This window comes from Alteribacillus sp. HJP-4, from assembly GCF_042139015.1.
In the GTDB taxonomy this organism is placed as follows: domain Bacteria; phylum Bacillota; class Bacilli; order Bacillales; family Marinococcaceae; genus JBHIKY01.
Map to the genome: position 1 here is coordinate 135,856 of NZ_JBHIKY010000009.1, position 16,997 is coordinate 152,852.

Sequence of the window (16,997 nt, forward strand, 5' to 3'; positions counted from 1 at the left end):
TTGAAAGCATGAGTGAGCTTGCGAAGGCGAGAAATAGTCTTAATGCTGAGAAAACAATGAAGAAAAAGCGGAACAAAGAATCATCACTCTGGATTATGTATGTCCCTGCTCTCATTTTAGTATTTACGTTTGTCTTATATCCGTTTATGAACGGCGTTCGCATTTCTTTCACGGACTGGGATGGTTTTTCGCAGACGAAAAACTTTGTAGGGATAGAACAGTATACAAGAATGCTGACAGATCCGACCACCTGGCTGGTCGTTAAAAACACCTTATTGTATGGATTGGGAAGCACCATTTTCCAAAATGCGATAGGGCTTGTGTATGCATTGATATTAAATCAAAGCATCAAAATGAGAGGCCTTGTGCGGACGATCATTTACTTGCCTGTTATTATCAGCCCGTTAATTATGGGATATCTCTGGTACTTTTTCTTCGCCTATCAGGACGGAGCTTTAAATGACTTGATCATGGCACTCGGATTTGAACAGATCAATGCTTTGAACAATCCAGACTTAAATCCATGGATTATCGTGTTTGTGAACACCTATCAATTTGTCGGAATTGCCATGATTATTTACCTGGCGGGACTGCAGAGCATATCAAAAGATTTTTACGAAGCATCGACCATTGACGGAGCCTCTTCGTTTCAGCAATTCAAGAAAATTACACTGCCGCTGTTAATGCCGTCCATCACGATAAACATGGTCATCAATATTATTGGCGGGCTTAAGTTGTTTGACGTCATTATCGCCTTGACCGGCGGCGGTCCGGGAAATGCTTCTCAGTCGATGTCCACTTTTATGTACACTTTATATTTTGACCGTCAGGATGCCGGCTACGCGGCAACACAAGGAAACCTGATGCTTGTTATTATCTTAATATTGAGCCTGGCCGCGCTCGTTTACTTCAGAAGTAAGGAGGTTGAGGCGTAATGCAGACCGGATCAATGAAGAAAAATGTACTGACAGGCCTGGCCCTGTTAATCAGTTTGTTTCACCTCATTCCTTTTTACATCTTGTTCACAACCGCCTTCAAGGAATTGGGAGACTTTTCTTCCAAATGGGCGCTGCCTTCGGAGTTTTCGCTCGAAAACTTCAGCATGGCATGGGAGCGGGCAGAGCTTGGCAGCGCCTTTATAAACACCACGATCATTACAGTATTTTCAGCGGTACTGCTTATCATTATTGGTTCTATGAGTGCCTACCCGCTTGCACGTCGAATGACGAAATTAAATAATTTTGTGTACATGCTGTTTCTGGCGATTATGGTCGTGCCGCCTCTTACTGTATTAGTGCCGTTATATCAGATGGTCGTTGACTGGGGCCTGATGAATACCCATCTGATTGCGATTTTAAATAATGTTACTGCGTTTTTGCCGCTTACCATTTTTCTATATGCCGGATTTATCCGTTCAACAGTGCCTAAGGAGCTCGAAGAAGCGGCGCGGATTGATGGGGCAAGCACTGTCGGCATCTTTTTCCGTATCGTATTTCCTTTGCTGCAGCCGATCACGGCTACGGTGCTGATCATTTCCTGCGTATTTATTTGGAATGATTATCAATTTGCGATCTTTTTCCTTCAGGATGCCGATGTACGCACATTAACAGTCGCTTTATCCAGCTTCTTTGGGGAAAATACAAGCAATCTGAACCTTGTTGCAGCGGCGGCTTTAATGGCAATGCTGCCGATGGTTATACTATTTCTATTTTTACAAAAATATTTCATCGCCGGGCTTACGTCAGGCTCGACAAAAGGATAAAAAGCGGGAGGATCCTCAATGCCTATTCATTACAATCAAACTGCTCAGGAATTTCATTTACAGACGGGACAAACGAGTTATATATTCACGGTTTTAAAAAATAACCAGCTCGGCCACCTTTATTATGGAAAGAAAATCCGGCACCGTGATGATTTTTCCCGAATGCTTCTCATAGATAGTCGTTCAAATACCACCTCCGTTTTTGAAGGTGAGCTTGAGTTTTCACTTGAATTAATTAAACAGGAATATCCTTCCTATGGAACGACAGATTTCCGGGATCCCGCCTTTCAAATTACGCAGGAAAACGGCAGCAGAATATCAGGATTTGAATATCATAATCACAAGGTAGTAAAAGGAAAACCTTTGATTCATCCTATGCCCGCAGCATACGCAGAAGAGGAGGATGCTGTTACACTTGAAGTTATTCTGCGCGATCCTGTAACTCACGTAGAGCTTATTCTTTCTTATTCTGTCTTTGAACAAGAGAATGTTATTACCCGTCATGTGCGCTTTATTAACCGCGGGGATGAATCAATTTGTATTAATCGTGCGATGAGCCTGAGCGTAGATTTTCCCGATGCAGATTATGAAATGGTGCAACTGTCAGGCTCATGGGCGAGAGAGAGGCATGTGGAGGCGCGACAGCTGAGGACAGGTGTGCAGAGTATTTCGAGCGCGCGCGGAATCAGTGGTGCTCAGCACAATCCATTCCTGGCATTGAAGCGGCCGGAAACAACAGAACAGCAGGGAGAGGTTTACGGATTCAGCTTTGTTTACAGCGGCAATTTTCTCGCCCAGGCGGAAGTCGACCATTATGATGTTACAAGAGTGATCATGGGCTTAAATCCTTTTGATTTTCGGTGGGTTCTTGAAAGTGGAGAGGAATTTCAAACCCCTGAGGTGGTGATGGTCCGTTCTGATGACGGTCTGAATGGGATGAGCCAGATTTTTCACCGCTTGTTTCAGAATCATCTGGTGCGGGGATTCTGGAAGGACAAGGAACGTCCGGTGCTCATGAACAACTGGGAAGGAACGTATTTTGATTTCAATGAAGAAAAAATACTTCAGATGGCTGAAGCGGCTAAAAAGGTCGGAGTCGAACTGTTTGTACTCGACGATGGCTGGTTCGGCAAACGCGATGATGATACAACTTCACTTGGTGACTGGTTTGTTGATAAAGAAAAGCTTCCTAATGGAATTACCGGACTGGCAGAAAAGGTGAATGATCTCGGTCTTGATTTTGGCCTTTGGTTCGAACCGGAAATGATATCAAAAATCAGCCGCTTGTATGATGAACATCCTGACTGGCTTCTTCAAGTTCCGGACCGGCGGCTGTCACACGGAAGACATCAATTTATTCTTGATTTTTCCCGCAGAGAAGTTGTCGATTATATTTTTTCGATGATGGCGGAAATTTTGCGGGAGGCTCCGATAACATATGTAAAATGGGATATGAACCGGGCGATGACCGAAATAGGCTCCCTCGCACTTCCGCATGATAGGCAGCAGGAAACGGCGCACCGCTATGTGATGGGTGTTTATGATCTATACGACAGGCTGACTTCCGAGTTTCCAAGGGTATTGTTTGAATCGTGTGCAAGCGGAGGCTGCCGTTTTGATCCGGGTATGCTTTATTACGCACCGCAGACGTGGACGAGCGATAATACTGATGCGGTAGAACGTTTGAAAATTCAATACGGCACCTCGATGGTATATCCATTAAGTACGATGGGCGCACACGTTTCGGAGGTGCCAAATCATCAGGTGAATCGTGTAACTAGCCTAAAAACCCGGGCGAATGTGGCTTACTTCGGCATGTTTGGGTACGAGCTTGATATTACGACCATGACTCAGGAGGAGCTCGACTGCATCAGCAGCCAGGTTGCTTTCTATAAAGAGAATCGCGGTCTTGTTCAAAGAGGAACATTTTATCGGATCGAAAGTCCATTTGAAGGAAATGTTACGAGCTGGAATATTGTCTCAAAGGATCAGGCAGAGGTGCTTGTCGGCCGCTATCTCACACTTGCCCGGGCAAATGACGGGTATCACCGTTTAAAGCTGAAAGGACTTGATGAAACCCGTTTGTACCGGATTGAAGGCTATCGAGATGCGTTTTATGGTGATGAACTGATGAATGCGGGGCTGCTCGTGGAAAACTATCTTCCCGTCCAGGGTGACTTTGAATCTCTCGTATTGAAATTAATTCAAGTGAAAGAATGACCGTACGAAAGCTGGCATATTTATGTGTCAGCTTTTTTCGTTGTTATATAGAGGTACCTTCGCACTAATTCTGCTAAAAATACTTCTCTAAAGATAGTTAGATGGTGAATGAAAAGCTTGGGCCGCTTTGCTCCGGCGACGCATCGCAAACCTAGTTTTTTTACCGCAGGCAAGGCTTCTGAAAAAGTAAAACTACCGACTGGTATTATGTATGATTCCTCCTCTACATGTGTAGAGAAGTAGATGGTTGATTAGAGCGGACAGGCGAGTTTGCTCAGGGTATTCGTGACTCTAGTTATCTCTGGCAAAAAACCAATATTATTTGGAAATGGATTGATTGGGTACATTTAATGATTTATTCTGCTTTCCATTGAAAGCGTTTTAATATTATGATAATTTAGTTAACGATTACTAAAAAATTAGGTAAAAATAGAATCCACTAAAAGGAAGCGGCTAACATGGCGACGATAAAAGATATTGCGAAAAGGGCAAAGGTTTCCAGTGCTACAGTTTCAAGAGTGTTAAACAAGGATTCATCACTTTCAGTAGCCGAGGAAACGAGGAGAAGAATTCTGGAGGAAGCGGAAAAGCTTCATTACAAAACAGTGAAAAAAAGGAGGAGTGAGCGAAAACAACAGACGAGTGGACAGGCCCATATAGGAGTACTTATCTTACAGTCCCAGGCGGAGGAAATGAATGATCCTTATTTTCTTCCGATCCGTCATGGAGTGGAGAAGGAAATTACCATTCAGGGAATGGGGCAGCCTCAATTAATCCGCTTTTCGGATCAAAACTTTCAGCAGTTAATTTCGCAATTGGATGGACTTCTGGTGATTGGAGGTATTAATACAGACCACATACAGGAGCTGTCAATGGAAAATATACCAGTCGTTTTTATCAATAGTTCACCGGATGTCGATAGATTTGACTCTGTCGTGCTTGATTTTGAGAGAGCCACTAATTTAGCTCTAGATCATTTGCTTGAGCATGGTTTGCGAAATATCGGTTATCTTGCCGGAAGAGAATTTGATCATTATTCTGATAGAAAAGTAGAAATAGAAGATGTAAGAAAGACTACCTTTGAAAAGCGGCTAAAAAATGAAGGAGTTTTTCAGCCGCAGCACATGTGGCTGGGCAACTACTCTTTTTCGGATGGGTACGAGTTAATGAAGAAAGCAATAGAAGCTGGACCGCTGCCGGAAGCATTTTTTATAGGAAGTGACCCGATGGCCATTGGAGCACTGCGGGCGTTAAAGGAAGCAGATATTCGAGTGCCCGAAGATTTAGCGATTATAGGCTTTGATGATGTAGAAATGGCTGCGTTTAGTAACCCGCCGCTCACTACGATACGGATTCCTACAGAAGAAATGGGTAAAGCGGGAGTGCGGCTGCTGGTTGAGAGATTGAATGGAAGAACCCTGCCTTTAAAAGTAACAGTTCCCACTCAGTTGGTTATTAGAGAAAGCTGCGGTCTTTCGTCCGGCACAGCTGACAACTAAGTGCAAAAAGAAGAATCAGGAAACGAGTATTAGAAAAGGGAAGGCTGCCGCCATTTTATCGCGACGGTAATCTTCCATTGATTACTTGCTGGAGAAGTTATCATGAAGTAAAATACTCGTTTTTATTTTTCGAAAAATTGAAAAATCTAAGGGGGAAGATGCCTTCATGAAAAGTAGTAGTGTGGCAGCCCGGACCGTCAATAGAAATTGGCTAGTTTATTTCATTTTCTGCGCTGTCATTTTCCTGAGTGCATGCGGTGAGGAGGAAAATGAGGAAGCTGAAGGAATTACACTGGAGATGACTGCCTGGGGGGACACAGCAGAGCTGGAAGTGTATCAAAAAGCAGTAGACGCTTTTAATGAGGAACACCCGAATATTCACGTGAACCTGACGCCTACACCATCAGATACTTATCAGCAGCGGCTGATGACCCAGCTTCAGGGAGGAGAAGCACCGGATATTTTTTATGCCCAGCCGCAGATGATGAGTATATTAGTAGATACAAATACAATTGAACCTCTTGATGATTTTATGAATTCTGATGAATCCTATGCTCACCCGGAGGAATTTGCCGATGGGCTTTGGGGTGCCTCAAGGGTAAATGGGCAGATTTTCGGTGCTCCGGTAGATAACAATCCATTGCTTATTTATTATAACCGGGGACTGCTCAACGAGTTAGGGATAAAAACACCGCAGGAATATTATGAGGAAGATGATTGGAATTGGGATTCATTCAGAGAGGTGTCGGAAGAACTGCAGGCCAATGGGCACGGCGGCCTGGTACTGCAGGCAAACTGGGATCAGGTAGCGAGCTGGGTCTTTTCCAATGGAGGGGAACTTTATAATGACGAAGGAGAGCCGGTTATGGATAAAGACCCCAAAACGCAAGAAGCGATGGAATTTATAGAAGATATGATTAACGATGATTTAATAACATATGGCGGCGGCCTCACCAGCGGTCAGGGAGAGGATACCCTGTTTGTGTCCGAGGTGAATGGTATGATTTCAGGCGGACGCTGGTTTGTACCTAGTTTAAGCCAGGTAGAAGAACTGGACTATGATTTTATTCCGTACCCCACAAACACTGGAAACAAAATGGAGCCTGCCGGAATTGGGAGCGCATACATGGTGGCAAATAAAGATTCTGAACATAAAGAAGAAGCTTTAAAATTTTTGAGCTATTATGTGTCGGAATCCTCTCAGGATGTGCGTCTCAGTGGTACAGGTAATGCAGTTCCTTCCGTAAAAGGGATTGATGAGGTTGTTACAGAAGCGGATGAGCCGGACCATGTTGAATATTTAATCGATGCACGAGAAATAGGAGTGGTAAATAGCTCTCAAGCCTCCGTTCCAGGACTTGATACAGAAATGATGGATTTTTATGAGCTGTTTATGACAGGTCAAATGAGCGCAGAGGAAATGCTCAATGAATCCGCAGAATCAGCCCGGCTTCTGCGTAATGAATATGTGGAGGATTAATAAGACAAACGGATCTATCATTTCACTATGTAAAGCGAGGAGGATGTTACCGTGCATCACCGAAGCAGAAAATGGTGGGGATACTTACTTATCGCCCCTCAGATGATTGGGTTAATTGCTTTCTCATTGCTTCCATTTATTTTTGTGTTCGGCTTAAGTTTCACTGAATGGAATGGGTTTGGGACGCGGGAATTTGTTGGGTTTCAAAATTATATCGATCAGTTTACAAGCCCTATTTTTCGAACAGCACTTTTGAATACGTTAATATTTTCACTTATTTATATACCGGGGTCAGTGGTAGCAGGTTTGTTTGTTGCGTTAGCGCTTCATAAGATAAAAGGGAGAAATTTTTACCGCTTTTTCTATTTCGCGCCAGTTGTTACGAGCTCTGTAGCAGTTGGTGTTATCTGGATGTTTTTACTTGATTCAAATGTAGGTTTTGTAAATCAAATTTTAGCGGTCTTCGGCATAAATGGACCTGATTGGCTGACGGATTCGGCCTGGGTGCTTGTATCTATTGCAATACTTAGTATTTGGTGGCAGCTTGGGTTTAATATGATTATTTTTTTAGCCGGACTGCAGAGTATACCAGCTACCTTCTATGAAGCTGCAGAAATTGATGGGGCCTCTCCATTTAGAAAGTTTTATAACATAACATTACCGCTGCTGACACCGACCATATTTTTTGTCACAGTAATGGCAGTGATTAGCTCCTTCCAGGTTTTTGATCAAGCGTTCGTTATTACAGAAGGCGGTCCCGGAAAAGCGAGCTATACGGTAGTTTATCATATTTATGAGCGTGCTTTTGAGTATTTTGAATTTGGCACAAGCTCGGCTGCGACGATGCTTCTGTTCATCATAATTCTGACGTTTACATTGATTCAATTGCACTATTCAAGAAAGTGGGTGCACTATGAAAACTAGTCAATTACGCAGAGAACTGCACTGGTCCCGATTATTGCTGCATTTGATTATTATTATAGGTGCCATTGTTATGGCTGCCCCCTTTATCTGGATGGTAACAAGCTCCTTTAAAACATTGGATCAAATGTTTGCGGTTCCTCCAGAATTTATTCCAAGGCCGATCGTCTGGACAAATTTTATTGAATCGTTACAGGCCCTGCCTTTTGGACGTGCATACTTTAACAGCTTTTACATCACAACGATTATCGTTTTAGCACAAATGATCACAGCCTCAATGGCTGCGTATGCTTTCGCAAAAATTAAATTTCCAGGAAACAACGTGTTATTTGTGTTCTTTTTAGCAACAATGATGATTCCGATTCAAGTAACGATTATTCCGTTATATCTTATTATGAGCTCGCTGGGGCTGCTTGATAATCATTTATCGATCATACTGCCGAACGCACTTTTTAATGCATTAGGGGTGTTTCTCCTGAGGCAGTTTATGATGACTATCCCGGATTCAATGGAGGAAGCGGCAATTGTTGACGGAGCGAATCCACTGCAGATCTATTGGAAGATAATGCTTCCGCTCGTTCGTCCTCCGCTTGCTGCGTTTGGTATTTTTGCGTTTGTCAGCATGTGGAACAATTTTTTGCAGCCGCTCGTTTTCCTATATTCAACCGAATTGGCAACTGTTCCATTAATGCTTCAGTTTTTCAGCTCTCAATATGCTACAAACTGGCCGCAGATGATGGCAGGGGCGACCATTTCTGTTTTGCCGGTGCTGATTGTTTACATCATAGCTCAGAAACAAATTATTGAAGGGATTGCATTGACAGGAACGAAAGGATAGAAAGAAAAGGTGACACGCCACCCGGCTGGCCACTGTCACCTTTTTCATATATAGAATCTATCATAAGTAGAGGGAGAGGCTATACAGACGACGATATTATTTGAATGCAGGGAGCCAATCTCCGTGAGCCTCAATCAATTCGTCGCAGAGAGAGACTATGTCGTCAATAGAAAGCTCCGCTGACGTGTGAGGGTCCAGCATAGCAGCTTGATATATATGCTCCTTCTTTTGTGTGACGGCTGCCTCAATTGTTAAAAGCTGTGTATTAATATTCGTCCGGTTCAAGCCGGCCAGCTGCTCAGGCAGATCTCCGATATACGTTGGCCGGACCCCGTTTCTATCAACAAGACATGGAACTTCAACGCATGCTTTTTCAGGCAGGTTGCTGATGAGTCCGCCTGTATTTAAGACATTACCTCCGATCCGGTATGGCTGATCGGTTTCCATAGCTTCAATCATGTGAGAGGCATATTCACGGGAACGCTCGTGTGCCAGGTTTTGATTGTGGACAACTTCTTCGCGCATTGACTTCCATTTTTCAATCTGCTCTACACAGCGGCGCGGGTATTCATCGAGAGGAATATTAAATCGCTCAATCAGCTCAGGATATTTACTTTTGATAAAATAAGGATGATATTCTGCGTTATGCTCGGATGATTCCGTTACGTATGCGCCAAAGCGCTGCATTAATTCAAACCGAACCATATCTCCGTGCTTTTCTTTCTGTTTTTCCTGAGCACGCCGTTTTATTTCAGGGTAGAGATCTTCCCCGTCACGTGTAACTTCGAGGAGCCAGGCCATATGATTAATCCCGGCGATCTTTGATTGTACGCCCTCGCTTGACATGTCAAGTGCTTTGAAGAGCTCTGGCACACAAGCCTGCACACTATGGCACAGCCCGACTGTTTTTACTCCGGTGTGGTGGAGCATCGCCCCGGTTATCGGAGCCATCGGATTTGTATAATTGAAAAGCCAGGCATCCGGGCACACCTCTTCAATATCTTCAGCGATATCAAACATGACCGGAATTGTACGAAGACTTCGAAAAAGTCCGCCCACACCAATCGTATCCGCTATCGTCTGGCGCAGTCCGTATTTTTTTGGTATTTCAAAGTCAGTGATGGTTGCTGGATCGTAACCTCCTACCTGAATAGCATTAATGATGTAGGACGCGCCGGCCAGTGCTTTTTTTCTGTCGGTATATGCTTTTACTGTAACGGTACTGCCGGTAGATTCCTTTAAATTTTTCAGCATATTTTCAGAGTCTTTCAGACGTTCGTGATCAATATCAAAGAGTGCGAATTCGAACTCCTGCAGGCGTGGGGTGAGCATGCAATCTCCAAGAATATTTTTCGCGAATACAGTGCTTCCTGCGCCGATAAATGTAATTCGTTTCATCATAAACCTCCTGGCAAATAGTAAATTGTTGCGGTATTATCTTAGTAAGTACTATTATCTTATGATAGAAATTGTCAGAATACAATGGTAATTAACTGCGATAGGAGGGTAAAATATTGCTGATAGAAGAGCATAAATTTGGCTCCTATGGGCTGCGTTTTCAGAAAAAAGAGAGGCTGCGTGCTGCGAATATCTGGTCCATCGGCTGGGAGACCCAGACTTCAGAGAATTATTACTGGGATGGTATGAAGCGCCAGGGAAAAGATCATTTTATCTTTCAATATACACTCTCCGGGCGCGGAGCTATTGAAATAGAAGGAAGGACATATGACCTCCCGACGGGGAAAGGGTTTTTTGTTAAAATTCCAAGTGATCACCGCTATTATTTTCCAAAAGGCTCCGAGGAATGGACCTTTGTATATATAACGCTGTACGGGGAAGAAGCTGCTGCCTGCTGGGAATCGGTATGGAAGGAAAAAGGAAGCGTTGTGACAGTGCCGGGAGATGCATCCATGATTCAAGTACTGCTGGCTACTTTTCAGCAGGTGGCGGATAAAGCGATTACAGATTCTTACCTTGCTTCTGCGCGTGCTTATACATTTTTGATGGAATGCTTTCGTTTTTTAAAAGAAAAGGATACACTTCAGGATAGGCTGCCGGATGCAGTTTCTAAAGCAGTAAATTACATTGAGCTTCACTACAATGAGGCAGTCGGAGTGGAAGAAATTGCTGCTGCGGCAGGGCTGTCCAAATATTATTTTATCCAGCGTTTCCGGGAAAGTACCGGCACAACACCAACGCAGTATATGACGAAATTACGGATTGAAAAAGCAGTCGAGCTATTAAGAAGTACGAATTTTCCTATTCATGAGATTGCTGAAAAAGTCGGCTATTCCAATGCAAATTATTTTAACAAAGTGTTCCGGAAAATGGTTGGGACTTCAGCCGGTCAGCTGCGGGAAGGAAAGTATGAAATTCCAATTGATCATGTGATCCTACAATAAAAGGGAGGCCGTTAATCAGCGGCGGACTGTTAAATGAGGTAGAGAGTGAGGAATAAAAAGCATATGAGAGAATCTTTACAAAGTATTTTGAAAGCGGTTGAAGAAGGGAAGATGACCAGCAGGGAAGCGCATGATGAGCTGAAAGGCTATGAAAATCTCGGGTATGCCAGAGTCGATTCGGCAAGGTCCAAACGAAAAGGGTTCCCTGAGGTGGTTTATGGCGGTGGTAAAACTGCAGAGCAGCTCGTGGAAATCACAGCCACTATTATGAAGGACGGTCGTTCCGTACTTGCCACAAGAATTTCAGAAGAAAAGGCTGCCAGAGTACAGGCCTTTCATAACGAGATCACGTATGATCCGGTCTCCAGACTCCTCTATTATCGACAAGGGGATGTGGTTTCGACCGGACGTCGAGTCGGGGTGTTGTGTGCCGGCACATCCGATCTTCGTGTAGCAGAAGAAGCTGCTGTAACCGCTGATGTGATGGGGAATGAAGTTCATCGAATCTATGATGTCGGAGTTGCCGGACTGCACCGTCTGCTTGATGCGCTCCCTGAGATAGATGCATGTGATGTGCTGATTGTCGTAGCGGGGATGGAGGGCGCACTTCCAAGTGTCGTCGGCGGACTGGCCCCTCAGCCGCTGATCGCCGTTCCAACAAGCGTCGGCTACGGAGCAAATATGGAGGGCCTGGCCACGCTACTTGGGATGCTGAATTCCTGCTCTTCTGGGATTACGGTAGTCAATATTGATAATGGCTTTGGTGCTGCATACAGCGCTACTCTTATGAACCGAATTGGATGGAGGGAGAACGGCAGATGAGAATACTTTACCTCGATTGTTCTATTTCCGGGATCAGCGGTGATATGATGCTTGGAGCACTGCATGCTCTAGGGGCGGATATGGAAGAAATCGAAAAACAATTAAAGCAGTTTCCGATGGAAGCATTTTCTTTAAATATTTCAGGAGTGGTTAAGAAAGGCATATACGCTTCGAAGGTAGATGTTGTACCAGAAGAAGAACCTTACCATCACCGGCATTACTCATCAATTCGTAAGATGATAGTAGAATCAGCTCTTAGTGAAAAGGCCAAGGCTTTCAGTCTGCAGATTTTTGAACCGATCGCCGCCGCGGAAGCGGCTATTCACCATACGACGGTGGATGAGGTTCATTTTCATGAAGTCGGCGCAGTTGATTCCATCGTGGACGTGGTCGGGGCAGGGATCGCACTTGACCAGCTTGAAATAGAAGATGTACAAGCATCAGCTGTTGTGCTCGGTAATGGAAAAATAAAGATGGCACACGGCATGTATCCGATTCCTGCTCCTGCAACAATGGAGATGATGAAGGGAATCCCTGTTCAGGAAATTGATGTCCGCGGCGAGCTGACTACTCCTACAGGGGCCGGCTTAATAAAAGGGCTTGCCTCTCGTTACGGTACGATGCCCTCGATGGAGGTTATAGAGGTCGGTTACGGCGCAGGAACGAAGGATTTTCCTGATCACCCGAACGTTCTGAGGGCTGTACTTGGAGAGAAGCGGAAAGTGTAATAAAAATTATTTTTTTTCTGATGATTCCTGCCCGTTCAGTTCTGCAGAGCTGCCCAGATATACTGATAAATGTCCTTGAGCGGTATATCTGCTGCCTGGGCCGCTCTGGCACACTCCTCAAATTCCGGTGACTGTTCAACAAGCTTCCCCTGGTGAAACGCTTGTTTGACAGTAATGTCTCCCCATGGAGTGGATAGGGAGATAAAGGAGCGTTCAAGGCGGTGTACAGAAATTGGATAATAACGGAGTCCGAACGTTGTCGTTTCCACAAACAGATGCTTTTTCACAACAGGGAGCACGTCTGCACTGCACAGCAGTGTAAGAAGCACGGCAGGGCGGTTTTTCTTCATGTAGATCGGAGTGTAATATACATCGTTTGCGCCAACCGCAAATAGTCGGTCCATTAAATGTCCGATCATTTCCGGGGTCATATCATCTAAATTGATTTCTACTTTAAACATGTTGTCATCAATATGTTCATAACGGTGGTTAAATTCTGGCATGGCCTGGCCCTCCTCTCACCAACCATTGTAGCATTTTCTCGTATTGGAGCCACTTTTTTTGGGGGCCAGGCCCCGCCAAAAATTACACAATTCAGCTGTTGACATTTTCAGAAAATTCGTATATTATCAAATTAACTTATTCCAATCATTGAAAAAAGTAAGGTGCCGCAGCTGCATAATTATAGTTAGGAAGGAACGTTTATGGCAGGAGAAATTACGCGAACAGGCAATTTAAAGCTTATTCAAGAATTAAATCGATCGATTATTCTAAATACAATTCGGAAGCACGAGCCTATTTCAAAAAGCGGGGTAGCAAAAAATCTTTCGATAAGCCCCACTACTGTATCAACGGCGGTGTCAGAACTAATCAAAGCTGGTTTTGTCAAAGAAGGAGGTTCGGGATATTCAAGCGGTGGCCGCAAGCCTATTATGCTTGAATTTAATCCAGACGGAAACTTCATTATAGCTGTATCGATTACGAACACAGATCTCACAATTGGGCTCGTGAATATGGCTGCGGAGATTAAAGAAAAAAAACATTACAGCTTTGCCAATTTTTACAGTGTGAACGTAATTGAACACTTGATTTCCTCATTGAAGGATTTTATAAGTGCTCATGTTGAACCCCTTGATTATCTAGGAATTACGATTATTGCACCGGGTATAGTTGATTCTGTAAAAGGAACAATCTTATATAACTCTCAGTTAGAACTGCATGATGTTGATATAACTTCCACTGTCCAGGAGGTTTTTAACAAAGAAACCCTTTTAGAAAACGATGTTAATGCGTTGGCTTTGGCTGAGAAAGAATTCGGGAATTATACTTCATCTAATCTGGTCTTCGTGAAGCTGAGTGATGGCGTTGGTGCAGGTGCCATTCTAAATGACAAAATTTTCAGAGGGCACAATGGCGGAGCCGGAGAATTTGGGCACACTAGTGTTGATAAAAACGGGATGAAATGTGAATGTGGTAACAACGGCTGTTTAGAATCCTACGTCAGCTGGCCTACTATTTCCGGAAGGATTGGAATTGCACTTAAACGGGGCAGAAAAAGTCTTTTGAGGAAAATAGGGGCAGTTGATAATATAACACCTGAGCTTTTTGTTCAAGGAATTGCGATGGAGGACGAGCTATGTCTCGAAATTGCAAACGATGTAGCTAGTTATCTTTCTACTGGACTTGCCAATATAGTGAGTCTATATAACCCGTCACTTATTATTTTAGGAGGTGACCTGATTTATAAAAATGACTATTTATTAAAGCTGATTGATGAAAAAATTAGAAGAAAAGGCATGGAAGTTCTTACGAGAGATTTAAATATCCAGGCTTCCGCTTTAGGAGAGGATTACGAACTGATTGGTGCTGCCTCCGTTATTTTACAAAGAATTTTTCAGGTGAATGTTTTAAAATAATTTTTGAACACTTATTTCATCGGATGGAAAAAGTAGAATTGGTGCATTTTAACAGAATATAAAAAGGGGTTGTAAAGATGAAAAAGTGCTGGTTGGCAATACTAAGCTTAATGTTTATTCTCGGAGCATGTTCAGGAGGCGGCAGCGGCAGTGAAGAAGATAGTTCAGAAGCAGAAAGCAGCAGTGGTGAAGAAGTAACTCTCCGCTATTTTCACCCCGGAGTGGATCAGCCCGGTACCCGTGAAGGAATTGAAGATATGATCGAACGGTTTGAAAGTGAAAATGAAAATGTCACCATTGAACTGGAAACGGCAGGATGGGATGATGCCTACCAAAAACTTGTTACCGATTTAAGCGGGGGTTCAGCACCGGATATCTTTTTCGGAGGGACAAGGTGGGTGCCGACTTTTGCAGCTATGGATGCGCTTCTTCCTCTAACAGAGCAAGCATCTGAGCATATTAAATTGTTTCATGATCCGCTGCAGAGCAATGTAACAATTAACGATGAAGTTTATGCAATTCCACGTGGTTTTTCAACGAGAACATTAATTTACCGAACGGATTTAATTGACGAACCACCGACTACCTGGGAAGAGCTGGTAGATACAGCAGTAGAGGTGCAGGAGAATAATGAAGATATTTATGGGTTTGGTGTTTCAGGAGCAAGTCATATTTCTACCGTTGAGCAATATTTGAATTATGTTTATCAGAATAACGGTGACGTTTTTGATGAAGAAGGCAATGTCATCATTAATGAGCCGGAAGCCGTGGAGGCTCTGCAATTTTACACAGACCTATACCGGGTGCATGAAGTCGTACCGAATCCTGTGGAATATAACCGTGAAGAGCTTCCTACCTTATTTTCCCAAGGGAGAATTGCCATGTATGTCATTGGCCCATGGGGCAGAAATATGATGGGCGAGGAACCCGACAATGATGAATTTCCTTATGACAATGCACCACTTCCAGAGGGAGCGTCTAAATCTAATATTTTTGGATCAGATTCGATTATGATTTCTAATGAGACTGAATATCCGGAAGAAGCATGGGATTTTGTTGAATTTATCACTCAGCCGAATGAGCAGAAACAGTATGACCTTGATCAGGGACTGGTTCCTATTCAAAAAGATGAAATGGAAGAAGAAGAATTTCATGAAGATCCGTTTTTCTCTAAATATGTAGACATGATTGAATACGGACATGAAGCGCCAAAGCCAACAGCATGGGAACCATTCCAGGACATTATCTCTGAGGCTGTACAAAATGCTATGGAAGGAACAGATCCTCAAGAGGCTCTGGATGAAGCCGCAGAGAAAATTGAAGAAGAGGATTTAATGCCAATACAGGAATAAATGACTCAAGTATGTAAATCTCATAAAAGGCACCTTGGCGGGTGCCCCTTCTTTTTATACTTTAAAACATAAACCTTTTTAAAGGTATCAATTCTCAATGCTTTCGCCTTCTGGACCTGGCGGCAAGCCAATTTTATTGGATGGAGCTGTGAAGGTAATGAATTATAAATTAAAACAAAGCTTCTCTCCCGAACGTTCTCCACTTTTGTATTTACTTCCGATGATACTTTTTATGGGAATAATGATTGCATTTCCGATTGGGAGAGTATTTTATTTATCGCTGATGGAAAATCAGCTGACCAGGCCAGAGCTTGGAGTTAATTTCGTAGGGCTCGATAATTATTTGAGTCTGTTACTATCCAACGAATTTTGGGCAACGCTTTTCCGCACAGTAGGATGGACCTCTTTATCCGTAATATTAAAAGTTGCAGCAGGCTTTGGAATAGCATGGCTGCTAGCAAAAGAAATAGGGTTTAAAAAGGTATACATGTTTTTATTAATGGTTCCGTGGGTGACACCGATGGTGGTAGCAGCAGTTTCCTTTCGGTGGATCTACGATGGGGAATTCGGCACGTTGAACTATATCCTGCGAAGTATCAACCTCATAGAAAGCAACATCCAGTGGCTGGGAAAAGCAGCGAACGCATTTATGGCAACAGCCATTGTAGATATGTGGCTCGGCCTTCCATTTATGGTATTGATGTTTCTCGCTGGCCTGCAGTCTATACCAAAAGAATTAAAAGAATCAGCAAATATTGACGGAGCAAATGGCATGCAGGTGCTCAGGCATATCATTTTACCGATGATGAAGCCGATCATCCTGGTAGCAACTACGTTATCAACCATTTGGACTTTTAATTCATTCGGAGTTATTTGGCCAATGACCAGGGGCGGCCCGGTCGATGCCACAACAACTCTTGTTGTAGAAGCATATGTACAATCGTTTGGCTCCTTTGATCTTGGTATGGGTGCAGCGATTGCTGTTGTGATTTTCGTGTTTTTAATGCTCTCCACAATTGTTTACCGCAGATTATTATTGAAACAAGAGCAATGGTAA

Annotated in this window: 15 protein-coding genes; 13 read left to right on the forward strand and 2 right to left on the reverse strand. The window is 43.5% G+C overall.

The window, feature by feature from the left end:
• Positions 1-8 precede the first annotated feature (8 nt).
• The 7 genes from ACE4RR_RS10805 (at position 9) to ACE4RR_RS10835 (ending at position 8,720) form a co-directional block, all read left to right on the forward strand.
• Positions 9-935, forward strand: coding sequence for a carbohydrate ABC transporter permease (locus ACE4RR_RS10805; RefSeq protein WP_375535436.1), 927 nt, complete (start codon positions 9-11; stop codon positions 933-935).
• Positions 936-949: 14 nt separating this feature from the next.
• Positions 950-1,762, forward strand: coding sequence for a carbohydrate ABC transporter permease (locus ACE4RR_RS10810; protein ID WP_375535486.1), 813 nt, complete (start codon positions 950-952; stop codon positions 1,760-1,762).
• An 18-nt stretch (positions 1,763-1,780) separates the two neighbouring features.
• Complete coding sequence (locus ACE4RR_RS10815) at positions 1,781-3,982, forward strand: alpha-galactosidase (protein WP_375535437.1); 2,202 nt, start codon at positions 1,781-1,783, stop codon at positions 3,980-3,982.
• A 458-nt stretch (positions 3,983-4,440) separates the two neighbouring features.
• Positions 4,441-5,481 (forward strand): LacI family DNA-binding transcriptional regulator, encoded by a 1,041-nt coding sequence (locus ACE4RR_RS10820; RefSeq protein ID WP_375535438.1) that lies wholly within the window; start codon positions 4,441-4,443, stop codon positions 5,479-5,481.
• A 166-nt stretch (positions 5,482-5,647) separates the two neighbouring features.
• The gene (locus ACE4RR_RS10825) at positions 5,648-6,961 is read left to right on the forward strand and encodes an ABC transporter substrate-binding protein (RefSeq protein WP_375535439.1); all 1,314 of its coding nucleotides are present in this window, start codon (positions 5,648-5,650) and stop codon (positions 6,959-6,961) included.
• Positions 6,962-7,012: 51 nt separating this feature from the next.
• The gene (locus tag ACE4RR_RS10830; RefSeq protein ID WP_375535440.1) at positions 7,013-7,885 is read left to right on the forward strand and encodes a carbohydrate ABC transporter permease; all 873 of its coding nucleotides are present in this window, start codon (positions 7,013-7,015) and stop codon (positions 7,883-7,885) included.
• The gene (locus tag ACE4RR_RS10835; protein ID WP_375535441.1) at positions 7,875-8,720 is read left to right on the forward strand and encodes a carbohydrate ABC transporter permease; all 846 of its coding nucleotides are present in this window, start codon (positions 7,875-7,877) and stop codon (positions 8,718-8,720) included. Before ACE4RR_RS10830 ends, ACE4RR_RS10835 begins: the two co-directional genes overlap by 11 nt.
• Before the next feature lie 96 nt (positions 8,721-8,816).
• Here ACE4RR_RS10835 and melA read toward each other — a convergent pair whose 3' ends face one another.
• Entirely contained in the window at positions 8,817-10,118 is a 1,302-nt protein-coding gene (melA, locus tag ACE4RR_RS10840; protein WP_375535442.1) for an alpha-glucosidase/alpha-galactosidase, read from the reverse strand.
• Between the two features lie 116 nt (positions 10,119-10,234).
• On the opposite strand from melA, the gene ACE4RR_RS10845 reads away from it, so the two are divergent.
• The 3 genes from ACE4RR_RS10845 (at position 10,235) to larC (ending at position 12,672) form a co-directional block, all read left to right on the forward strand.
• A complete protein-coding gene (locus ACE4RR_RS10845) occupies positions 10,235-11,122 on the forward strand; it encodes an AraC family transcriptional regulator (RefSeq protein WP_375535443.1) in 888 nt (295 codons plus the stop codon).
• A 63-nt stretch (positions 11,123-11,185) separates the two neighbouring features.
• Positions 11,186-11,944 carry a nickel pincer cofactor biosynthesis protein LarB gene (larB, locus tag ACE4RR_RS10850; RefSeq protein ID WP_375535444.1) on the forward strand — a complete coding sequence of 253 codons (759 nt, stop codon included), beginning with the start codon at positions 11,186-11,188 and terminating at the stop codon, positions 11,942-11,944.
• Positions 11,941-12,672 (forward strand): nickel pincer cofactor biosynthesis protein LarC, encoded by a 732-nt coding sequence (gene larC / locus ACE4RR_RS10855; protein ID WP_375535445.1) that lies wholly within the window; start codon positions 11,941-11,943, stop codon positions 12,670-12,672. Before larB ends, larC begins: the two co-directional genes overlap by 4 nt.
• 35 nt (positions 12,673-12,707) lie before the next feature.
• Here larC and larC2 read toward each other — a convergent pair whose 3' ends face one another.
• On the reverse strand, positions 12,708-13,175 hold the full coding sequence (gene larC2 / locus ACE4RR_RS10860) for a nickel pincer cofactor biosynthesis protein LarC2 (RefSeq protein WP_375535446.1): 468 nt from the start codon (positions 13,173-13,175) through the stop codon (positions 12,708-12,710).
• A gap of 201 nt (positions 13,176-13,376) precedes the next feature.
• Here larC2 and ACE4RR_RS10865 point away from each other — a divergent pair, with 201 nt between their 5' ends.
• The 3 genes from ACE4RR_RS10865 (at position 13,377) to ACE4RR_RS10875 (ending at position 16,997) form a co-directional block, all read left to right on the forward strand.
• Complete coding sequence (locus tag ACE4RR_RS10865) at positions 13,377-14,588, forward strand: ROK family transcriptional regulator (protein WP_375535447.1); 1,212 nt, start codon at positions 13,377-13,379, stop codon at positions 14,586-14,588.
• Between the two features lie 77 nt (positions 14,589-14,665).
• A complete protein-coding gene (locus tag ACE4RR_RS10870; RefSeq protein ID WP_375535448.1) occupies positions 14,666-15,940 on the forward strand; it encodes an ABC transporter substrate-binding protein in 1,275 nt (424 codons plus the stop codon).
• 157 nt (positions 15,941-16,097) lie between these two features.
• Positions 16,098-16,997, forward strand: a complete 900-nt coding sequence (locus ACE4RR_RS10875; protein ID WP_375535449.1) for a carbohydrate ABC transporter permease — start codon at positions 16,098-16,100, stop codon at positions 16,995-16,997.

Excerpts from the sequence above, each read along its gene's own strand:
- ACE4RR_RS10875 (WP_375535449.1), top strand. The coding sequence starts at position 16,098 with ATGAATTATAAATTAAAACAAAGCTTCTCTCCCGAACGTTCTCCACTT.
- ACE4RR_RS10870 (WP_375535448.1), top strand. The coding sequence starts at position 14,666 with ATGAAAAAGTGCTGGTTGGCAATACTAAGCTTAATGTTTATTCTCGGA.
- ACE4RR_RS10835 (WP_375535441.1), top strand. The coding sequence starts at position 7,875 with ATGAAAACTAGTCAATTACGCAGAGAACTGCACTGGTCCCGATTATTG.
- larC2 (WP_375535446.1), bottom strand. The coding sequence starts at position 13,175 with ATGCCAGAATTTAACCACCGTTATGAACATATTGATGACAACATGTTT.
- ACE4RR_RS10815 (WP_375535437.1), top strand. The coding sequence starts at position 1,781 with ATGCCTATTCATTACAATCAAACTGCTCAGGAATTTCATTTACAGACG.
- ACE4RR_RS10805 (WP_375535436.1), top strand. The coding sequence starts at position 9 with ATGAGTGAGCTTGCGAAGGCGAGAAATAGTCTTAATGCTGAGAAAACA.
- ACE4RR_RS10865 (WP_375535447.1), top strand. The coding sequence starts at position 13,377 with ATGGCAGGAGAAATTACGCGAACAGGCAATTTAAAGCTTATTCAAGAA.
- ACE4RR_RS10820 (WP_375535438.1), top strand. The coding sequence starts at position 4,441 with ATGGCGACGATAAAAGATATTGCGAAAAGGGCAAAGGTTTCCAGTGCT.
- ACE4RR_RS10810 (WP_375535486.1), top strand. The coding sequence starts at position 950 with ATGAAGAAAAATGTACTGACAGGCCTGGCCCTGTTAATCAGTTTGTTT.
- larC (WP_375535445.1), top strand. The coding sequence starts at position 11,941 with ATGAGAATACTTTACCTCGATTGTTCTATTTCCGGGATCAGCGGTGAT.
- larB (WP_375535444.1), top strand. The coding sequence starts at position 11,186 with ATGAGAGAATCTTTACAAAGTATTTTGAAAGCGGTTGAAGAAGGGAAG.
- ACE4RR_RS10825 (WP_375535439.1), top strand. The coding sequence starts at position 5,648 with ATGAAAAGTAGTAGTGTGGCAGCCCGGACCGTCAATAGAAATTGGCTA.
- melA (WP_375535442.1), bottom strand. The coding sequence starts at position 10,118 with ATGAAACGAATTACATTTATCGGCGCAGGAAGCACTGTATTCGCGAAA.